The sequence below is a fragment of the Streptosporangium sp. NPDC050284 genome, from assembly GCF_044459525.1.
Taxonomy (GTDB): Bacteria; Actinomycetota; Actinomycetes; order Streptosporangiales; family Streptosporangiaceae; genus Streptosporangium.
On record NZ_JBITIZ010000009.1, the window covers coordinates 275,680 to 291,612 of the forward strand.

At 67.7% G+C, this 15,933-nt stretch carries 15 protein-coding genes; 3 read left to right on the top strand and 12 right to left on the bottom strand.

The features are described 5' to 3' along the window. From ACIBH4_RS22460 to ACIBH4_RS22470, 3 genes are all read right to left on the bottom strand, one after another. Positions 1–828: a carbohydrate ABC transporter permease gene (locus tag ACIBH4_RS22460; protein WP_362511492.1), complete on the bottom strand. Its 828-nt coding sequence runs from the start codon at positions 826–828 to the stop codon at positions 1–3. Further along, entirely contained in the window at positions 828–1,655 is an 828-nt protein-coding gene (locus tag ACIBH4_RS22465) for a sugar ABC transporter permease (protein WP_362769680.1), read from the bottom strand. The genes ACIBH4_RS22460 and ACIBH4_RS22465 overlap by 1 nt, the downstream gene beginning before the upstream one ends. A 184-nt stretch (positions 1,656–1,839) precedes the next feature. Next, positions 1,840–3,114 (bottom strand): extracellular solute-binding protein, encoded by a 1,275-nt coding sequence (locus ACIBH4_RS22470; protein ID WP_362769682.1) that lies wholly within the window; start codon positions 3,112–3,114, stop codon positions 1,840–1,842. A 140-nt stretch (positions 3,115–3,254) separates the two neighbouring features. Here ACIBH4_RS22470 and ACIBH4_RS22475 point away from each other — a divergent pair, with 140 nt between their 5' ends. Beyond that, the gene (locus ACIBH4_RS22475; protein ID WP_362511483.1) at positions 3,255–4,025 is read left to right on the top strand and encodes a FadR/GntR family transcriptional regulator; all 771 of its coding nucleotides are present in this window, start codon (positions 3,255–3,257) and stop codon (positions 4,023–4,025) included. A gap of 14 nt (positions 4,026–4,039) precedes the next feature. Here ACIBH4_RS22475 and ACIBH4_RS22480 read toward each other — a convergent pair whose 3' ends face one another. The 4 genes from ACIBH4_RS22480 to ACIBH4_RS22495 form a co-directional block, all read right to left on the bottom strand. Further along, positions 4,040–4,423 carry a hypothetical protein gene (locus ACIBH4_RS22480; RefSeq protein ID WP_362511480.1) on the bottom strand — a complete coding sequence of 128 codons (384 nt, stop codon included), beginning with the start codon at positions 4,421–4,423 and terminating at the stop codon, positions 4,040–4,042. A gap of 165 nt (positions 4,424–4,588) precedes the next feature. Beyond that, on the bottom strand, positions 4,589–6,976 hold the full coding sequence (locus ACIBH4_RS22485; protein WP_362769684.1) for a ricin-type beta-trefoil lectin domain protein: 2,388 nt from the start codon (positions 6,974–6,976) through the stop codon (positions 4,589–4,591). Between the two features lie 162 nt (positions 6,977–7,138). Continuing rightward, positions 7,139–8,506 carry a lectin gene (locus ACIBH4_RS22490; protein WP_362511473.1) on the bottom strand — a complete coding sequence of 456 codons (1,368 nt, stop codon included), beginning with the start codon at positions 8,504–8,506 and terminating at the stop codon, positions 7,139–7,141. Continuing rightward, on the bottom strand, positions 8,506–8,682 hold the full coding sequence (locus ACIBH4_RS22495) for a hypothetical protein (protein ID WP_362511470.1): 177 nt from the start codon (positions 8,680–8,682) through the stop codon (positions 8,506–8,508). The genes ACIBH4_RS22490 and ACIBH4_RS22495 overlap by 1 nt, the downstream gene beginning before the upstream one ends. A 435-nt stretch (positions 8,683–9,117) precedes the next feature. Here ACIBH4_RS22495 and ACIBH4_RS22500 point away from each other — a divergent pair, with 435 nt between their 5' ends. Then, on the top strand, positions 9,118–9,843 hold the full coding sequence (locus ACIBH4_RS22500; RefSeq protein ID WP_362511467.1) for a FadR/GntR family transcriptional regulator: 726 nt from the start codon (positions 9,118–9,120) through the stop codon (positions 9,841–9,843). 89 nt (positions 9,844–9,932) lie between these two features. Here ACIBH4_RS22500 and ACIBH4_RS22505 read toward each other — a convergent pair whose 3' ends face one another. Beyond that, on the bottom strand, positions 9,933–10,241 hold the full coding sequence (locus ACIBH4_RS22505; RefSeq protein ID WP_362769686.1) for an RICIN domain-containing protein: 309 nt from the start codon (positions 10,239–10,241) through the stop codon (positions 9,933–9,935). Beyond that, on the bottom strand, positions 10,238–10,795 hold the full coding sequence (locus ACIBH4_RS22510; protein WP_362769688.1) for an RICIN domain-containing protein: 558 nt from the start codon (positions 10,793–10,795) through the stop codon (positions 10,238–10,240). Before ACIBH4_RS22510 ends, ACIBH4_RS22505 begins: the two co-directional genes overlap by 4 nt. A gap of 859 nt (positions 10,796–11,654) precedes the next feature. Between ACIBH4_RS22510 and ACIBH4_RS22515 the strand changes: the two genes are divergently transcribed. Continuing rightward, a complete protein-coding gene (locus ACIBH4_RS22515) occupies positions 11,655–12,785 on the top strand; it encodes a ricin-type beta-trefoil lectin domain protein (protein WP_362769690.1) in 1,131 nt (376 codons plus the stop codon). 162 nt (positions 12,786–12,947) lie between these two features. On the opposite strand, the gene ACIBH4_RS22520 is transcribed toward ACIBH4_RS22515, so the two are convergent. From ACIBH4_RS22520 to ACIBH4_RS22530, 3 genes are read right to left on the bottom strand one after another with little or no spacing between them, the layout of a single operon-like run. Further along, positions 12,948–14,147 (bottom strand): glycoside hydrolase family 68 protein, encoded by a 1,200-nt coding sequence (locus tag ACIBH4_RS22520; protein WP_362769692.1) that lies wholly within the window; start codon positions 14,145–14,147, stop codon positions 12,948–12,950. Then, positions 14,144–14,968, bottom strand: coding sequence for a carbohydrate ABC transporter permease (locus tag ACIBH4_RS22525; protein ID WP_362511452.1), 825 nt, complete (start codon positions 14,966–14,968; stop codon positions 14,144–14,146). The genes ACIBH4_RS22520 and ACIBH4_RS22525 overlap by 4 nt, the downstream gene beginning before the upstream one ends. Continuing rightward, complete coding sequence (locus tag ACIBH4_RS22530; protein WP_362511449.1) at positions 14,965–15,933, bottom strand: sugar ABC transporter permease; 969 nt, start codon at positions 15,931–15,933, stop codon at positions 14,965–14,967. Before ACIBH4_RS22530 ends, ACIBH4_RS22525 begins: the two co-directional genes overlap by 4 nt.

Below are 15,933 nucleotides of genomic sequence, written 5' to 3' on the forward strand. Positions count from 1 at the left end.
TCAGCCCTTCGTGGAACCGGCGGTGACCCCGTCGGCGATCTGGCGCTGGAGAAAGAGATAGATCATCAACATGGGTACGGCGGCGATCAGCACCCCGGAGGCGAAGGTGGGGATGTTGTCGGAGTACTGTCCACGCAGCGAGGTGACCCCGACCATGAGGGTGCGGTGGTCGGCCGACGGCATCATCAGCAGGGCGATGAGCACGTCGTTCCAGCAGAACAGCGTGTTGAGAATGCCGACCGACAGCAGCGCCGGAGTGCCCATCGGCAGCATGATCCGCCGGTAGACGCCGTACGTGGTGTTCCCGTCGATCCTCGCCGCGTCGACGATCTCCGCCGGGATGGTCTTGTAGTAACTCGTCATCAGGAAGATGGTGAACGGCAGGAACTGCGCGACGTAGGCCAGGATCAGCCCCGGGTAGGTGTCGATGAGGCCGCTGTCGGCCATGACCCGCGCGAGCGGCACCATGATCACCTGAAACGGGATGAGCAGCGCCGCGAGACAGCCGAGGAAAAGCACCTTGGAACCGCGAAACCGCAGCTGGCTCAGCGCGAAGCCCGCCATCGACCCGAAGAGGAGCAGCAGGACCACCGAGATCGTCACCACGATGAGCGAGTTGGCGAAGTATCGGGCCATGCCGACGCTGGTCCACGCCGTGAGGATGTTCTCCCACTGCAGGGAGGTCGTCAGGGCGAAGCGGTCGAGGACGTACTCGCGCCGGGTCTTCAGGGCGACGTTGACGGTGAATATGAGGGGGTAGATCGTCGCCAGCGCGAGGAGCGCCATCGGGACGGCGAGCACCCACCTGAGCAGTCTCTTGCCGAGCATCAGTCCTGCCTCCCCGCGCGGCGGAGCACGCTGATCTGCAGGAGCCCCACCACGAGCATGATGAGGAAGAGGACCGTCGACGCGGCCGAGGCGAGCGCGGGGCGGTTCATCTGTCCCTGCTGGATCCAGACGTAGTACTCCGGCAGGTAGGTGGACCCCTCCGGGCCGCCGCTGGTCATGACGTACAGCAGGCCGAACATGGATGTCAGCATCCCGATCATCGTGGTCACGAAGACGAACTGAATGGTGCGGGTCAGGCCCGGGATGATCACGTGCCAGATGGTCTGGGGGAGCGACGCGCCGTCCATCCTGGCCGCGTCCAGGAGCGCGGAGTCCAGGGTGGCGAATCCGGCGAGGAACACCACCAGGGCCATCCCGAACGTCGCCCAGATCTGCACGCCGACCACCGCGAACATGGCGACATCCGGATCACCGAGCCAGTCGACGGGACCGAGGCCGATCGTCGCGAGGACGGAGTTCAACGGGCCGTCGAAGGCGAGCATCAGGTTGAAGATCGCACCGACGATCACCGGCGAGAGCACGGCCGGGAAGAAGTAGACGCTGCGGAAGACCCGGTGCCCGGGAACACGCAGGTAGATGAACGTCGCGAGCAGCCCGGGGATGGCCACCGCCACCGGAAGCAGCAGCACCAGCAGCAAGACGTTGCGCAGCGCGCTCTGGAACGTCGCGTCCTGGAACATCTCCAGGTAGTTGTCGAAGCCGACCATCGCCCCGTTGCGCTCACCGTCGCCGGTGAAGGAGAAGTTGACGCCCAGCAGCAGCGGCCACAGCCGCAGGACCACGATGATCAGTAGGGCCGGAGCCACCAGAACGTAAGGCGCGAGGCGCTCGGAACGCAAGGAGCGGGAGGGCGGCCGGGAAACGATCCCGGTGTCGGCACGGCGTACCCGCTGCCCTGCTTCCTTCGTTCCTCCTGCACCGCCTGCACCGCCTGCCCGCCCGGAACCGACCGGGCGGGCAGACGGTGACGAATCTCTGACCGGCACGAGATCAGCTCGCCCGATCCGAGGCGGCCAGCTGCTCCACTACCTCGTCGACGGTCGCCGAGCCGCTCAGGAGCTGCTGGGAAAGCCTTCCCATCAGGTCCAGGGTCTTGGAGGACAACGCGACATGCAGTGCGGGCTTGCCTTCCTTGAGCTGGGAGACGAGCGTGCCGACGGCCGCGGGGGCCTGCGAGACATCGATCGTGGTGTCGGACGCGATCGCGCCGGCGTCGGAGTAGAAGGCGGTGAGGGCGTCGGTGGTGGTCAGTGACCGCACCAGGTCGGCGGCGAGCTTGGGGTCCTTCGCCCACTTCGCGACGCCGTAGCCGATGCCGCCGTCGTAGGCGAGGCTCGGGGTCACCCCGTCGGTGACGACCGGAGCCGGCATGACGCCGAGCTTGTCGGCCCCCAGGAACTCGCTGAAGTCCTTCCAGTGGCCGATGTCGGACATCAGTCCGATGATGTGGGCGGCCTTACCGGAGTTGAAGATCGTGAAGGCGTCGTTGAACATCGCGGTCGAGTTGGCCCCGTCGTTGTTCAGCTTCGCGTCGCCGGTGTCCTTCCACAACTTGAAGATCTTCTTCACGTTGGGGGAGTCCCAGACGCGCTTCCCGGCGATCCAGTCGTCGTACTCCTGTGCCGTCAGGATGCCCGAGCCGAGGCCCGACATGAAGAACTGGATGCCGGCGCCCTCCTTGTTGCCGAGCGCGAAGCACTTGGCCCCGGTCGCCTTCTTGATGGTGGCGCAGTCTTCGAGGAACTTGTCCCAGGTGGTGGCGGGGCTCGCCGGGTCGAGTCCCGCCTTCTCGTACAGCGTCTTGTTGTAGTAGATCGGGTGGCCCTGCAACGTCAACGGAGCGGCGTAGATCTTGCCGCCCTCGCTGAACGCGTCCCAGCCCGCCAGGCGCTGCTTGTCCTCGGCCACGTACTGGTCGAGCGGGAGGAGCGCGTCCACGCGGTCGCGGATCTGGCCGCCTCCGTTGAAGAGCATGACGTCGGGCCCCGCGCTGGACTGGATCGCCGAGCCCAGCAGGGTGTAGTACTGGTCGAAGGGCTGGGCCACGAACTCGACCGTGACGTCCGGATGCTTCTTGGCGAAGTCGTCCTTCGCCTTCTGGATGTAGTTGGCGGCGGACGCCTCACCCGATTTCCAGTCCCAGACCACGAGTTTCGTGACCTTGCCGGAGTCGCTCGGCGACGACGTGGGTCGCGTGGCGCTTCCGCAGCCGGTCAAGACCAGCCCCGCGGCCAGGACGGCCGACCAGAGTGCTCGCTGCTTCATTGCTGTTCACTCTCCAGAGGGTGGCCGGGCTCGCCCGGCCTTCGTTTGAGGCGAAACGTAATTCGTATGACGTCTGACGTCAATATGCGTGACATATACTGATGTTGAAATGTGGCGCCGCCCGCGGCACCGGAGGAGATATGACGGCATCACAGGAGTCGCCCCTGAGCTTGGCGTCCCCTCCGGCGTGGGTGCGACGGCCGACGAACCTCGCCAGGGCGGTCACGGCGGAGCTGGTGGAGCGCATCGTTCGCGGAGCGCACCCGCCCGGCACACCGCTGCCCGCCGAGCCGGTCCTCTGCGAGACCTTCTCGGTGAGCCGGACCGTCATCCGTGAGGCAGTGAAGATCCTTCAGGAGAAGGGGCTGGTGCAGGTCCGCCAGGGCAGCGGCACCATAGTCACCTCGCCGACGATGTGGGACATGCTCGATGAGCTCGTCCTCGCGGCGACCATCGCCGAGGACGAGAGCCTGGCGATCCTCGACGACCTCGTCGTCACGCGGCGCGTGCTGGAGTCCGACATGGCGAATCTCGCCGCCCGCCTCGCGGACCAGGAGACCATCGATCGGCTGCGTGCGCTGGTCGACCGGATGGACGAGCTCGTGGACGATCACGTCACGTACGCCGACCACGACCGCGCCTTCCACGACACGATCATGCAGGCGTCCGGAAACCGCATCGCCCGCGGCGTGGTGCGGGCACTGGAGAGCCAGGTCATCAACACCGCCCGCTACCTGGGCCAGCCCCAGCGGGCCCTGTGCGTGGCGTCCAACCTCGGTCATCGCCGTATTTACGAGCACATCGCCGCCCACGACCCCGGCGGTGCCGCCGGGGCGATGTTCACGCACATCACCGAAGCCTGGCTCGTTCGTCGCGGCGGGCCGAGCGATCCCGTGCGCCTGGAGCGCTGAGGGCCGGCGGCGGCCTACGGACACGCGTTCCCTCGCGCGGGGCCGCCGGGAAGGTCCGAGGGCTCGTTGGAGGGAGCCGGCCCGGTCAGGCCCAGGGCGGTGACGCGCCGTACCAGGGACTCGCGCCGCACCCGAATCTGCCGGCCGTTGTCGTGGCCGGCGAGGGTCGCGGCGCGCACCTCGGCGATGACGTGGGAGTGCGGGACGTTGAGCACCGCGGCCGCCGTGGCGACGCTCACCAGGGGCTCGTCGGGCAGCATCGCGAGCCGTTCGGCGATCATGCGCTCGCGGAACTCGGCGGCGAACCACACGGTGGCGTCACCGATGCCGTGATGAAGGACGAGACCTTCGCGTTCCAGATACCGCAGGAGGTCGTCGATGTCGCCCGGCGTGCTCATGTGGTGCTTTCCCTCGTGTTCGGTGGTGTGGGCGGGATGGGGGCCTGCGTTCCGGCGACGGTGCCCCCCGGAGCGTCCCGGGCGGGTGGGTCCGTCCGCGCCCGCCCCCGGCCACGCCTTCGCCGGGGCGGTGGGCCGCCCCGGCGAAGGCGTGAGACGGCCGGATCAGTTGCGCAGGCTCCAGCGCTGGTTGGCGCCGCCGTTACAGGCCCAGAGGTTGAGCTTGGTGCCGTTGGCGGTGGCGTTGCTGGGCGCGTCCAGGCACAGCCCCGACTGCACGCCCGTGATGGTGCCGTTGGCGTTGACGTTCCACTGCTGGTTGGTGCCGCCGTTGCAGTCCCAGATGATCACCTGGGTGCCGTTGGCGGTGCCCTGGCCGTAGGCGTCCAGGCACTTGTTGCCGTACACCTGCAGCTGCTTGCCCGCGGTGTGGGTCCAGCGCTGGCTGGTGGCGCTGCCGCAGTCCCAGAGATGTGCCTGGGCTCCGTTGGCGGTGCTGTTGCCGGTCACGTCGACGCAGCGGTTCGACTGGGCCCCGACGATCTGCGCGCTCTGCTGTGGGTTACCGCCTGTCTGGGGGCCGGCGGCGGCCATCACGGCCTGGGCTCCCGAGGGCCAGTTGCCGTTGGTGACCGTGACGTTGCCGTTGACGACGTTGCCCCGGTCGCCGTTGGTCACGTTGGTGCTGCCGTTGGTCGACCAGTTGTTGGTGACGGTGAAGTTCCCCATGTTCTCGGCGTACCAGTAGTTGGCGGTGGCCCAGGTGCCGGTGGAGGAGAAGACGTTGTTGCGAGCGGTGTAGTAGCGCGAGCCCTCGTCGAAGTAGAGCCCGAAGTAGCCGTTGGTCCGCAGGCAGTAGTTGTCGCTGATCACCGCGTTCGGGTTCGCCGACAGCGTGTAGATGCATCCGCCGTCGTTCATCTGCTGCATGACGTCGTGCACGTAGTTGCCGGTGAGCCGGTTGTTGGACGCGGTGGTGGCCGTGGTGTACCTCGGCTGGTAGTTGTACAGGCCGCGACCGGCGTAGTGCTCACTGCCGCCGGCGTCGTTGGCGCCCCAGCCGTACCCGATCGACATGCCGGTGTACGGCATGTTGTAGACCTCGTTGTTGGAGACGGTGGCGGTGTTGACGTAGGTGGTCAGGACCGACACGATGCCCCGGTACTCCACGCCGAGGTCGTGGATGCGGTTGTTGCTGACGGTGATGTTCCGGTTCACCATCCGCTGGTCGCCGGGGTGGTGCGCGTCGGCGCGCACGCCGCCGACCACGATGCCGCCGGCCGAGGTGCGGGCGATCTCGGACCGGGTGACGGTGATGTTGCTCGCGCCCAGGCCGACACCGCTGGTGTGGCCGTTGGCGTCGTTGCCGATGCCCACGGCCGTCTGGCCGAGGTTGAAGAACTGCGAGTCGCTGAAGGTGATGTTGTTGGCGGCGGACACCTGCACCGCGGCGGGCATCTGGTACCAGTTCGGCCGGGTGGCCTCGAACTGCGGGCAGCCGTTGTGGCAGGAGGAGAAGCCGGGCCAGCTCCAGTTGCCGGCCATGTAGACGCCGGTCTGCTGGTCCACGTAGCCCTGGTTGCTGCTGGGGCCCATCCAGGTCGTGCCGGTGAAGGTGATTCCGGTGAACGCGATGTGGTGGGCGGGCGCGTCGTAGGTGCCCCCGATGTTCACCAGGGACTGCAGCACCGGCAGCTCCACGCTGACGTTGCTCATGTTCTGCCCGGCGAGCGGGATGTAGGAGAGCTGGCCGGTCCCGGGGTTGAGGTGCCACTCGCCCGGTGAGTCGAGGAACTCGTAGGCGTTGGCCAGGTAGAGCGGACCCGCCCGGTGCGGGCTGGTGAAGGTGTCGTACCCGAAGTTGTTGTTGCTCCAGCCGGGCTGCTGCATCGTGATGAAGTTCCCGGTGATGTTCTGCACCCTCACGTACCGGTCGGTGAACGAGCCGACGCTCTCCATCTCGACCTGGTTCTTGTTGGCGAGGTTGTTCAGATAGCTCAGGGCGCCGTTGGTGAAGGAGAGACCACTGCTGTTGGCGGTGAAGTCCGACCGGTTCACGGTGGTACGCGCACGCGTGGCGATGGCACCGTTGACGTAGAGCTGCCGGGAGTCGACCCCGGTGCCGACGTTGGCCCGCCAGATGTTCTTCCCGGAGTCGGCGAGCGACCAGCCGGTGACCGCCCTCGCGCCGCTGATCACGGGGCGTGCCGACGGGGCGGCCCGCCATATCACCTGGTACCCGTTGTTGCCGGAGTCGGCGGCGGTGAGCCGTAGCGGCGCGGAGAGCCGGTACACCCCGTCGGCCAGTTCCACGACGATGTCACCGGACATCGCGCCGGTGAGCGCCCGCACCGCGGTCTGCGCGGCCGGCAACGAGCACGGCTGGGCGCTGGAGCAGCTGCTGCCGCTGCCGGAGGGGGAGGCGTAGAGGGTCGTGGTGGCCGCGAGGGCGGGGGAGACCGGCGCCACCAGAGCGGCCGCGGCGGTCAATCCGATCGCGGCCGCTCCGGCCAGCATCAGTCTCCGTATCGCGGAGTACGAGAGTTCGAACACGGCACTTCCTTACGTGGGGGGGTGGTGGGAGGGCGGTTGGCGTGCCGCTCTCCCACGGCGGGCACCCGAAGGTGCCCCGCCGTGGGCGGAATCCCCCGCCGGGAGGTCGTTCTTCCCGGCGGGGGATTCCGAAGGTGTCTCAGAGATGGTCAGGCAAGAGGATCAGATCCGGGTCCAGCGCTGGTTGCCTCCGCCGTTGCAGGACCAGATGACGAGCTTGGTGCCGTTGGCGCTGGCGTTGTTGGGCACGTCCAGGCACTTGTTCGAGCCGAGGGCGGTGATGCTGCCGTCGGAGTTGAGGCGCCACTTCTGGTTGTTCTGGCCGTTGCAGTCCCAGATCTGCACCGCGGCGCCGTCGGCGCTGCTCTGGTTGCTCACGTCCAGGCACTTGTTACCGTAGACCCGCAGCTCATTCGCGCCGTTCGACGTCCACTGCTGGTTGCTCTGGCCGTTGCAGTCCCAGATCTGCGCCAGAGCGCCGTTGGCCTGGGAGGCGCCGGTCACGTCGAGGCACTTGCCCGAGGCCGTGCCCCGGAGCGGGCTCGTCTGCGTTCCCGGGTTCGCGGTCGGGGTCGGGGTCGGGGTGGGGTTGGGGTTGGGGTCGCTTCCGAACTGCGAGAAGAACCTCCACACCTCGCCCTTGGTCCAGGTGGTGATGCCGCTCTCGGCGTAGGTCCCGTCCACCGGACCCGGCATGTGACCGTTGTCGAAGGCGGCCCACACGACCGGGTAGCCCGCGCGGCAGCCCGAGTAGGTGGTGGTGATGTGCGTCCTGCTGCCAGAGCCCGGCTCGGGCGGGTTCTGGGCGGTGCAGCCGTTGTTCCTGACGAACCTGTCACGCAGTGACCGGCCCTGGGAGATGTTCAGCACCGAGTCGCCGATGCCGTGCAGTCCCATGTACGCGATGGGCTGGCTGCCGTCGCTGCATCCGCTGAGCTGGGCGCCGGCGTAGACCGCGACCGCGCGGAAGACATTCGCCCGGCTGCAGGCGAGCGAGTAGCTCATACCGCCGCCGTAGCTGAAGCCCATGGCGAAGCGCTGCGAGGTGTCGACGCACAGGGCCGCGTCGATCCGCCTGATCAGGTCGTCGACGAGGACCACGTCCTCGTTGCCGGAGTTGGCCCAGCCGTTGCCGATGCCCTGGGGTGCGACGAAGATCGCGTTGTTGTTCGACATCTGCCGCATGCCGTAGAAGGACCACGGGTAACCGCTGGTGCCGCCGGAGTCGACGTCGTTCATGGTGCCGCCCCGCCAGTGGAATCCGAAGAACAACCGGTAGGGGGTGTTGTTGTTGTAGTTGTCGGGGAGTCTCAGGATGAAGGAGCGGGTCTTGCCGCCGCTCTGGATCGTCTGCGTACCGCTGTTCAGCGCCGGGGCCTTGCCGCACCCGGCGGTCGGCGCGAGGGCGCGGGCCCCCGCCACCGACGACGCGGTAGCGCTGGAGCTGCTGCTCAGTGCCGCATGTGCCGAGGACACGACGAGAAGGGCCGCGACCGCGATCGCTCCGAAGAGGGATTTCCGCTTCACCATCAGGTGACCTCCCCCGCGGTTCGAATCTCGACATGTCTTGGTGGGCAGACCACTTGCTTCTCCTTCATGTGGGGGGTGAGGAGTTTCAGCCGGCCGGTGTGGCGGCTCGACGCCGTTTTGTTTTCGCCCGCGCCGAACAGCACGCCTGGCCGGTTCTTGCAGGTGTCGCCGAACAACCGCGCCCTGGTCCGAGGTGGTTGGAACCGTTCGCGTTGCCGTCGTGGACGGCGATGTCCGTCCTTGTCGCCGGTGGCTTCCCCTCCGCTCCAGATGTGGTCCGGCCAAAGGGGGGCCCTCCGACAGGAGGCGTCCCGGAGACTTAGCTACTAATTACGTTCCTCGCGCTGAGTCGCGTCAAGACCTTAAGCCCACTTATTTCTGACTCCTCACAGGGGTTCCTTTGTCAAAGTTGGCGCTCTTTTCAAGATAAGTGCAGGTAGATGGCTTACTTCTTCCTTCCTCTCCGTCGTGGATCCGAGCTCGAGCAGGATGTGTAGCACTTAATCTCAGGTAGGTTGAGAGGGATTGATGCTGATCCGTGCCTCAGTTGGTCGTACTCTTGAGGAGGTGGTGGCAGGGAGAGGGCGGGTAGCGTGATCGATAATCCGCGCGTGGAAGGCGCATACCGGCCGGGCTACGAGGTGGCCGCGGAGCAGGTGCTGGAGTTGATCACCAGGCTGCACCTGCGGCCGGGTGACCGCATGCCCACCGAGAACGAGCTGGCCCAGCAACTGGGCACGAGCCGGACCGTGGTCCGCGAGGCGGTGAAGATACTCTCCGCGCTCGGCAGGATACGCGCCCAGAAAGGGCGCGGCCTCTACGTGGCCGACGACGAGGGGATGCTCGGCACCGGACGATGGGCATCCTTCTTCCTGCCCACCGACCTGGACCACATCTACATGCTGTTCGAGTTCCGCCGGGCCCAGGAGATGGAGACCAGCCGGCTGGCCGCCCGCCGCGCCACCCCGGCGGAGCTGGGAGACATCGAGAAGTGGGCCGGGGTGTGCCGCTACGGGTTCGACACCGGACGCGAGGATCTGTTCAACGAGGGCGACGACGCCTTCCACACCGCCATCGCGACGGCCTCGCACAACATGTTCCTCCAGATAGCGGTGCGGGAGGCCCGCCGGCTGCAGGCGCAGTCCAACCTCATCGGACTGCGAGGCTCGGTGGGCGGGCACGCGGCGAAGGCCGTCGAGGAACACGACGCCATCTACCAGGCCATCCGCGCCGGTGATCCCGAGGCGGCGGCCCAGGCGGCGGCGACGCACATCGACAACACGCTGGACGACTATCGCAGGGAGATCCAGCAACGCATCTTCTCGCCGACCGACTGACTCCCCGCGGGCGGGCGACGCGGACGGCAGGCGCGCGGCGCCGTCGGAACTCGCCCGGCCCGGTCGCGCCGGGCGGGTCGGCCGTGAGGTCAGGTCCGGGTCCGGCGCTGGTTGTTCTGGCCGTTGCAGTCCCAGATCTGTACCGCGGCGCCGTTGGCCTGGGAGGCGCCGGTCACGTCGAGGCGCCTGCCCGAGCCGACCCCCCTGATCGCGCTCCCGGTCGCGGGAGTGGGCGTGATCGTGGGGGTGGGCGTGGGGGGCGTGCCGCCGTCGAGGCCGAGGAAGGTGATGGCGTGGGGGAACACGCCGTCCAGCGGCAGGGAGTGGCCGTAACCGGCGAAGCTGAACGCCTCCACGGGAGGCTGGGTCGTGGTGGCGCCGTACCTCGTCCGGGTCACGCCCGATCGAGGGCGGTGTTGGTGCCGCGGTCGATGATCTGCTGGCGGCCGTTGCCCACGTTGTTGAGGCGCCACTGCTGGTTGTTGCCGCCGCTCCAGGCGGCCTGTCTGGCGTTGGCGCCGTTGGCGGTGTTGCCCCAGCTGTCGATGACCATGCCGTTGGTGCGGTTGACGATGCGGTACCAGCCGCCGCCCATCTGCGTGGGGCCTTCGCCGAAGGCCGTCCAGACCCGGGTGGAGTAGATCGACTCGCCGAAGCGTCGCAGGTGGTCCCCGATGCCCAGCAGGATCGTCCGCTGCCCGGACGGGATGGTGCCGTCAGCCATCGGGGCGATGTTCCAGGCGATGGCCTGGTTGTAGTAGGCGAGGAAGTTCAGCCGTTGCGCCTCGGTGATCTGGGGGAGGTTGAAATCCTGCCAGATGACGTCGGGCTGGTAGCCGTCGATGACCTCCTTGAGCTTGTCGTACCAGAGCTGGTTCTCCGCGGTCCTGTCCAGCTGGCCGTACAGCTTTCCGAGGGAGGCGGTGGACTGCTCGGGGCGTTGGCCGCCCACGCGGGACGTGATCCCAGCAGGCCGGCCGCGGCGCCTCCGGCTCCGGTGAGCAGCGCGCGGCGGCTGAACGGTGACGAGGAGGATGAGGACATGAGCGGAAACCTCTCGGAGTGGGGGATTCTCCTGGCCGTTCCGCAGGTGGGATGAACTCCGTGGTCGACGGCCCCCGCCGCGCACCACCGACTTGGCATAGGGGCCGTCTCGGGGACTCAGTGTGGAAAGTATTACAAAATGTGTCAAGCTCGTGCGGTAAGGCTCTGTCTCACCGCGTACCGCACACGTGATGGACCCGCTTCGACGTCTGCCGGTCCTTGCGGGGCGTGGTGCCCTCCTCCGGGACGAGACGCTGGCGGTGAAATTTTCATCACATCACCACGGCCCGTTCGGTGCGGTGACCTGTGAAACGCCAGATGGAGCCGTCTCCGGCTTCCGCTCCTGTTCGTCTCGCCGTGTTTCCGGCTCTTGACAGCCTCTCCTCGCCTCGTGTTTGCTCCGCTGCACCACCACAATCATTCGACGCTGGAAGAGGCCGCGACCGGCAGAAAAATGTTAGCGCTCACATCTCCCCACCCCCCGAAAGACACACTCGGCGACCGTGAATCCCGGCCACACACCACATCCGCGATTCTCTCCCACGGTCACCGATTTCTCGACAGGAGGATTCTCCGCACGGCGAAAGCCGGACCGACCCGATCCATCGGACCTCGCAGCCCTGTGACCGGCGGGCACCCGCGAGGTGCCCCGAGCCGCCGCTCCCGCCGCCACATGACATTCGTTGGAAAGTGCTTCGAATACAGACCGTCAGCGCTACACGAGCTGTCAGCAGTAACTGCTCTCGGCTTTCGGAAAGAGGTTGAGCATGCGTAGGTGGAGACGGTGGTTCACCGCGGCGCTTCTGGCTGTGGTCGTGGTCGCGATGGGCGCGGTGACGCGGACGAGCGTCGCCGGCGCGGAGTCCAACGGCGGCGTACGGGTCATGCCACTGGGCGACTCGATCACCGAGGGTACGCAGGTGCCGGGCGGATACCGCATCGGCCTGTGGCAGCGGCTGGTCTCCGGCCGGTACACGGTGGATTTCGTCGGGTCACAGTTCAACGGGCCGGCCTCCCTGGGGGACCACGACCACCAGGGGCACCCCGGCTGGCGCATCGACCAGATCGACGCGAACATCACGAACTGGGCGCGCACCCAGAATCCGCGCACGGTGCTGCTGCACATCGGCACCAACGACATCCTGCAGAACTACAACGTGGGCGGTGCGCCCCAGCGGCTCTCCACCCTGATCGACCGCATCACCGCGACCGTGCCGGACGCGGACGTGTTCGTCGCCACCATCATCCCGCTGTCCAACTCCGGGCAGGAGTCCGCCGCCCGCACCTTTAACGCGGCCATCCCCGGCATCGTGCAGAACAAGGTGAACAGCGGCAAGCGCGTCCACCTGGTCGACATGCACAGCAAGCTGACCACCTCCGACCTGATCGACGGCATCCACCCCACCGCCGGCGGCTACGACAAGATGGCCGCCGCCTGGTACACGGCCCTCCAGTCGGTCTCCGGCAGCATCGGTCAGCCCGGCGACCCCGGTTCGACGCCCTCGCCCTCGCCGACGAGCGCGATCAGGGGGGTCGGCTCGGGCAGGTGCCTGGACGTCGCCAACGTCTCGCAGGCCAACGGTGCCGCGGTGCAGATCTGGGACTGCAACGGCCAGAACAACCAGCGCTGGGCGCTGACCGGCGCGAGTGAGCTGCGGGTCTACGGCAACAAGTGCCTGGACGTGAGCAACCAGAGCAACGCCAACGGCGCGCAGCTCCAGATCTGGGACTGCAACGGCCAGAACAACCAGAAGTGGCGTTTCAACTCCGACGGCAGCATCACCGCCATCGGCGCGAACAAGTGCCTGGACGTGTCCAACAACTCCACCGCCAACGGTGCCAGACTCCAGATCTGGGACTGCAACGGACAGGGCAACCAGCGCTGGACCCGCGTCTGATCCGCACCCCCCAAACGGCGCGTGGGCCTGTACCCCCCAGGCAGGCCCACCCCGCCGACCGGTCCGGCTACCGGCGCGTGGGCCTGATCGTTCAGGCCCACCCGCCCCGCCGGACCGGCCCGGTGCTCCCGCCCCACGGCAGGAGCACCGGGCGGCGCGTGGTCATGGGAGCGGCCCCGCGTCGCTCTCGGCCACGGAGGCGTTCACCCCGTCGAGGGTGAGTTCGAGGACCGGCGCGTTCGTCCCGCCGAAACCGGCCCTCGCCTCCGTGGCCGGGATCCGCATCGGATCCTCGCCGCCCGTGGACGGGTAGTTGAGGAAGCTCACCACCCGGAGATCGGGCAGCACCAACCAGGCGTACGCCTGATCGGGCTCGCTCTCGGGGTTGCGGACCACCAGCCCGGAGCCGTTCAGCGGCTCGTACGGTCCGGTGAGGCTCGGGGCCACGAAGCCGTACAGGCCGGTGGGCGCCGACCTCGGGGGGTGGAACGAATGCCGGTGTGTGCAGAAGAAAAGGTAGTACGAGGACCCGTGCGCGACGATGTGCGGTCGTTCGATCTCGTGATTGATCCCGTCGGCCACCAGCAGTGGCGGCTGGAGCGACCAGCCGTCAGGCTCCGCGCCGGCGAGGGCCACCGCGCCCGTGAAGCGATCCTCCCAGGCGACGGAGGCGGCGACGAGAAGGTGCTCACGCCCGTCGGCGGGATCACGGAACCAGCCCGGATCGCGAAAGGCCCGAATCTTCCCCGGGCCACCCTCGACATCGTCGGCGGGCAGATACGTCCGGCCGTCCGAGCTCAGGATCTCGCGGTGCTCGGCGTGCGGTTCCAGCACGATCCGGTCGCCGTCGGCGACCAGCCTGGCACGTGCCTCCACGACACGCTGGACGAACGTCGGGCGCGCCTCACCTCGCCTGCCGGCGGCCGTGTAGAACACCGACACCGTGCCGTCGGGCCTGCGGACCGCCGACCCCGACCACTCGCGGCTGCCCGGCGAGGCACCGTCGGCGAACGCGTGCCCCAGGTCCTTCCAGTCGTCGCCGTCCTTCGCGAGCAACCGGACGCGAGCGTGGTCATGACGGTCCTCGGGGTGACCGGTGGCGGGTGCCGACAGGCCCATCCACAGCTCGTGGCCGAGAACCGTGGAGGTCGAGCCGTCCTCCTCCTGGATCGGCCACAGGTCCCAGACGTCGTCGTGCGGCAGCACGCGCGGCAGGGCCACGGGACCGACGGCCGGCGCCGTCGTCGCGGGGGTGTCGGTGAGCAGGGCGAGATGGCGCCGGTCCCACCGCGCCGGCCGGCCGCCGTGTCCAGGCGATCCCGTCTCGGTATCCGTGCCGAGCAACGACATGACGTGTGTCATCCCTTCAGGGAGCCCTGGAGCAGAGCCGTGACGAACCGGCGCTGGAAGATGAGAAAGATCAGCAGCGTGGGAGCCAGGATGAGCAGCGACCCCGCGCACAGCAGCGGGATGTCGGTGCCCCACTGTCCCTGGAAGGCGCCCAGCGCGCCGGACATGGTGCGCTGCAGTGGGTCGTCGACCAGGACGATGGCGAGCAGGAACTGGTTCCAGGTCCACAGGAACAACAGGATGGCGAGCGACGAGATCGCCGGCATGGCGAGCGGGACGTGGACGCGCCAGAACAGCTGCCACACGTTCGCCCCGTCGATCCGCGCGCTCTCCGACAGTTCCGCGGGCATGTTCACGAAGTGCGCGCGCATCCAGTAGACGGAGAACGGCATGAACAGCCCGATGAGCGGAAGGATGATCGCCCACCTGGTGTTCAGCAGGCCCATGTCGCGCACCTGGTAGTATAGCGGGGTGATGATGCCCTCGAAAGGCAGCGTCAGCCCGAACACGAACGCGAGGAACACCACGTGCTGTCCGGGGATCCGCAGGTGGCCGATGGCGAATCCCGCCATCGTCGCGATGATGAGCGCGAGGGGGACCACTCCGAGCACGATGAGCGTGCTCGACTTCAGCAGCTCGCCCATCCGCGCCACCTGGAAGGCCTGGACGAAGTTGCCCCACTGCGGGTCGCTCGGCCAGGAGAGTCCGAGCGGGTAGGTGCCCGACGGGTGCAGCGCCGTGACGAACAGGCTGACGAACGGCAGAAGGGTGACCGTCATCAGCAGGACGAGCAGCACCCTTCCCGTCCACGCCTCTCGGTATCCGGTGATCATGTGGACCTGTTCCTGGTGAGCCACTGGATGGGAAGGGCGAAGACGAGCACGAGCAGCATCAGCACGACGGCGAGTGCCGAGGCCGTTCCCACCTGCCGGTCGGAGAAGGCCAGGTAGTAGATCTCCAGGCCGGGGACCATGGTGGCGTTCCCCGGCCCGCCCTGGGTCGAGATGTAGATGATGTCGAAGCTGGCGAGGGCGGCGATCACGGTCACCGTGACGCAGACGCCGATCTCCTGCCGCAGGCTGGGCACCGTGATCGAGAGGAACTCCCGAAGCGGCCCTGCCCCGTCCAGCCGGGCGGCCTCGTACAGCGCTATGTCGATCTTGCTCATGCCCGCCAGGAACAGCAGGGTGCACAGGCCGAGGAGCACCCACGCGCCGATCACCCCGACCGCGGGCAGCGCGGTGGAGAAGTCACCCAGCCAGGCGCGGGTCACGCCGCCGAGACCGGCGTAGGTGAGGAGCTGGTTGATCAGACCGGTCGACGACAGCAGCCAGCTCCAGGCGATGCCGGCGGCGACGAGCGGGATGACCTGCGGCAGGAAGATCACCGTTCTCGCCACGAGCGCGAGCCGGCTCGTGGCGATCCGCCGGATCGTCGAGGCGATCACCAGGCCCAGTACGACCGGGATCGCGCTGAAGAACACGATCAGCTCGAAGGCGTTCACGATGGAGGCGAACAGGTCGGGATCGAGGAAGACCTTCGCGTAGTTGTTCAGGCCCGCCCAGGTGGACGAGCCGATGCCGTCCCAGGTGTACAGCGAGTACTGGAACGTCAGGAGGATCGGCCGCAGGACGAAGACCACGTAGAAGGCGAGCGCTGGAACGACGAACAGCCAGCCGATCCAGTGCGGCGTGCGGAGCCCCGCCGATCGGGCGGGGCTCCTCCTCCTCGTCACGGCCTTCGGCCCGGACCGGGTCGCGGCGAGATCGACCGCCGCGTCGGGAGTCGGCCGTGCCAT

What these genes read in the sequence shown, in the direction of transcription:
- ACIBH4_RS22460 (WP_362511492.1), bottom strand. Translation starts at nt 828, where the DNA reads ATGCTCGGCAAGAGACTGCTCAGGTGGGTGCTCGCCGTCCCGATGGCG.
- ACIBH4_RS22470 (WP_362769682.1), bottom strand. Translation starts at nt 3,114, where the DNA reads ATGAAGCAGCGAGCACTCTGGTCGGCCGTCCTGGCCGCGGGGCTGGTC.
- ACIBH4_RS22475 (WP_362511483.1), top strand. Translation starts at nt 3,255, where the DNA reads ATGACGGCATCACAGGAGTCGCCCCTGAGCTTGGCGTCCCCTCCGGCG.
- ACIBH4_RS22480 (WP_362511480.1), bottom strand. Translation starts at nt 4,423, where the DNA reads ATGAGCACGCCGGGCGACATCGACGACCTCCTGCGGTATCTGGAACGC.
- ACIBH4_RS22490 (WP_362511473.1), bottom strand. Translation starts at nt 8,506, where the DNA reads ATGGTGAAGCGGAAATCCCTCTTCGGAGCGATCGCGGTCGCGGCCCTT.
- ACIBH4_RS22515 (WP_362769690.1), top strand. Translation starts at nt 11,655, where the DNA reads ATGCGTAGGTGGAGACGGTGGTTCACCGCGGCGCTTCTGGCTGTGGTC.
- ACIBH4_RS22520 (WP_362769692.1), bottom strand. Translation starts at nt 14,147, where the DNA reads ATGACACACGTCATGTCGTTGCTCGGCACGGATACCGAGACGGGATCG.
- ACIBH4_RS22525 (WP_362511452.1), bottom strand. Translation starts at nt 14,968, where the DNA reads ATGATCACCGGATACCGAGAGGCGTGGACGGGAAGGGTGCTGCTCGTC.
- ACIBH4_RS22530 (WP_362511449.1), bottom strand. Translation starts at nt 15,933, where the DNA reads ATGGCACGGCCGACTCCCGACGCGGCGGTCGATCTCGCCGCGACCCGG.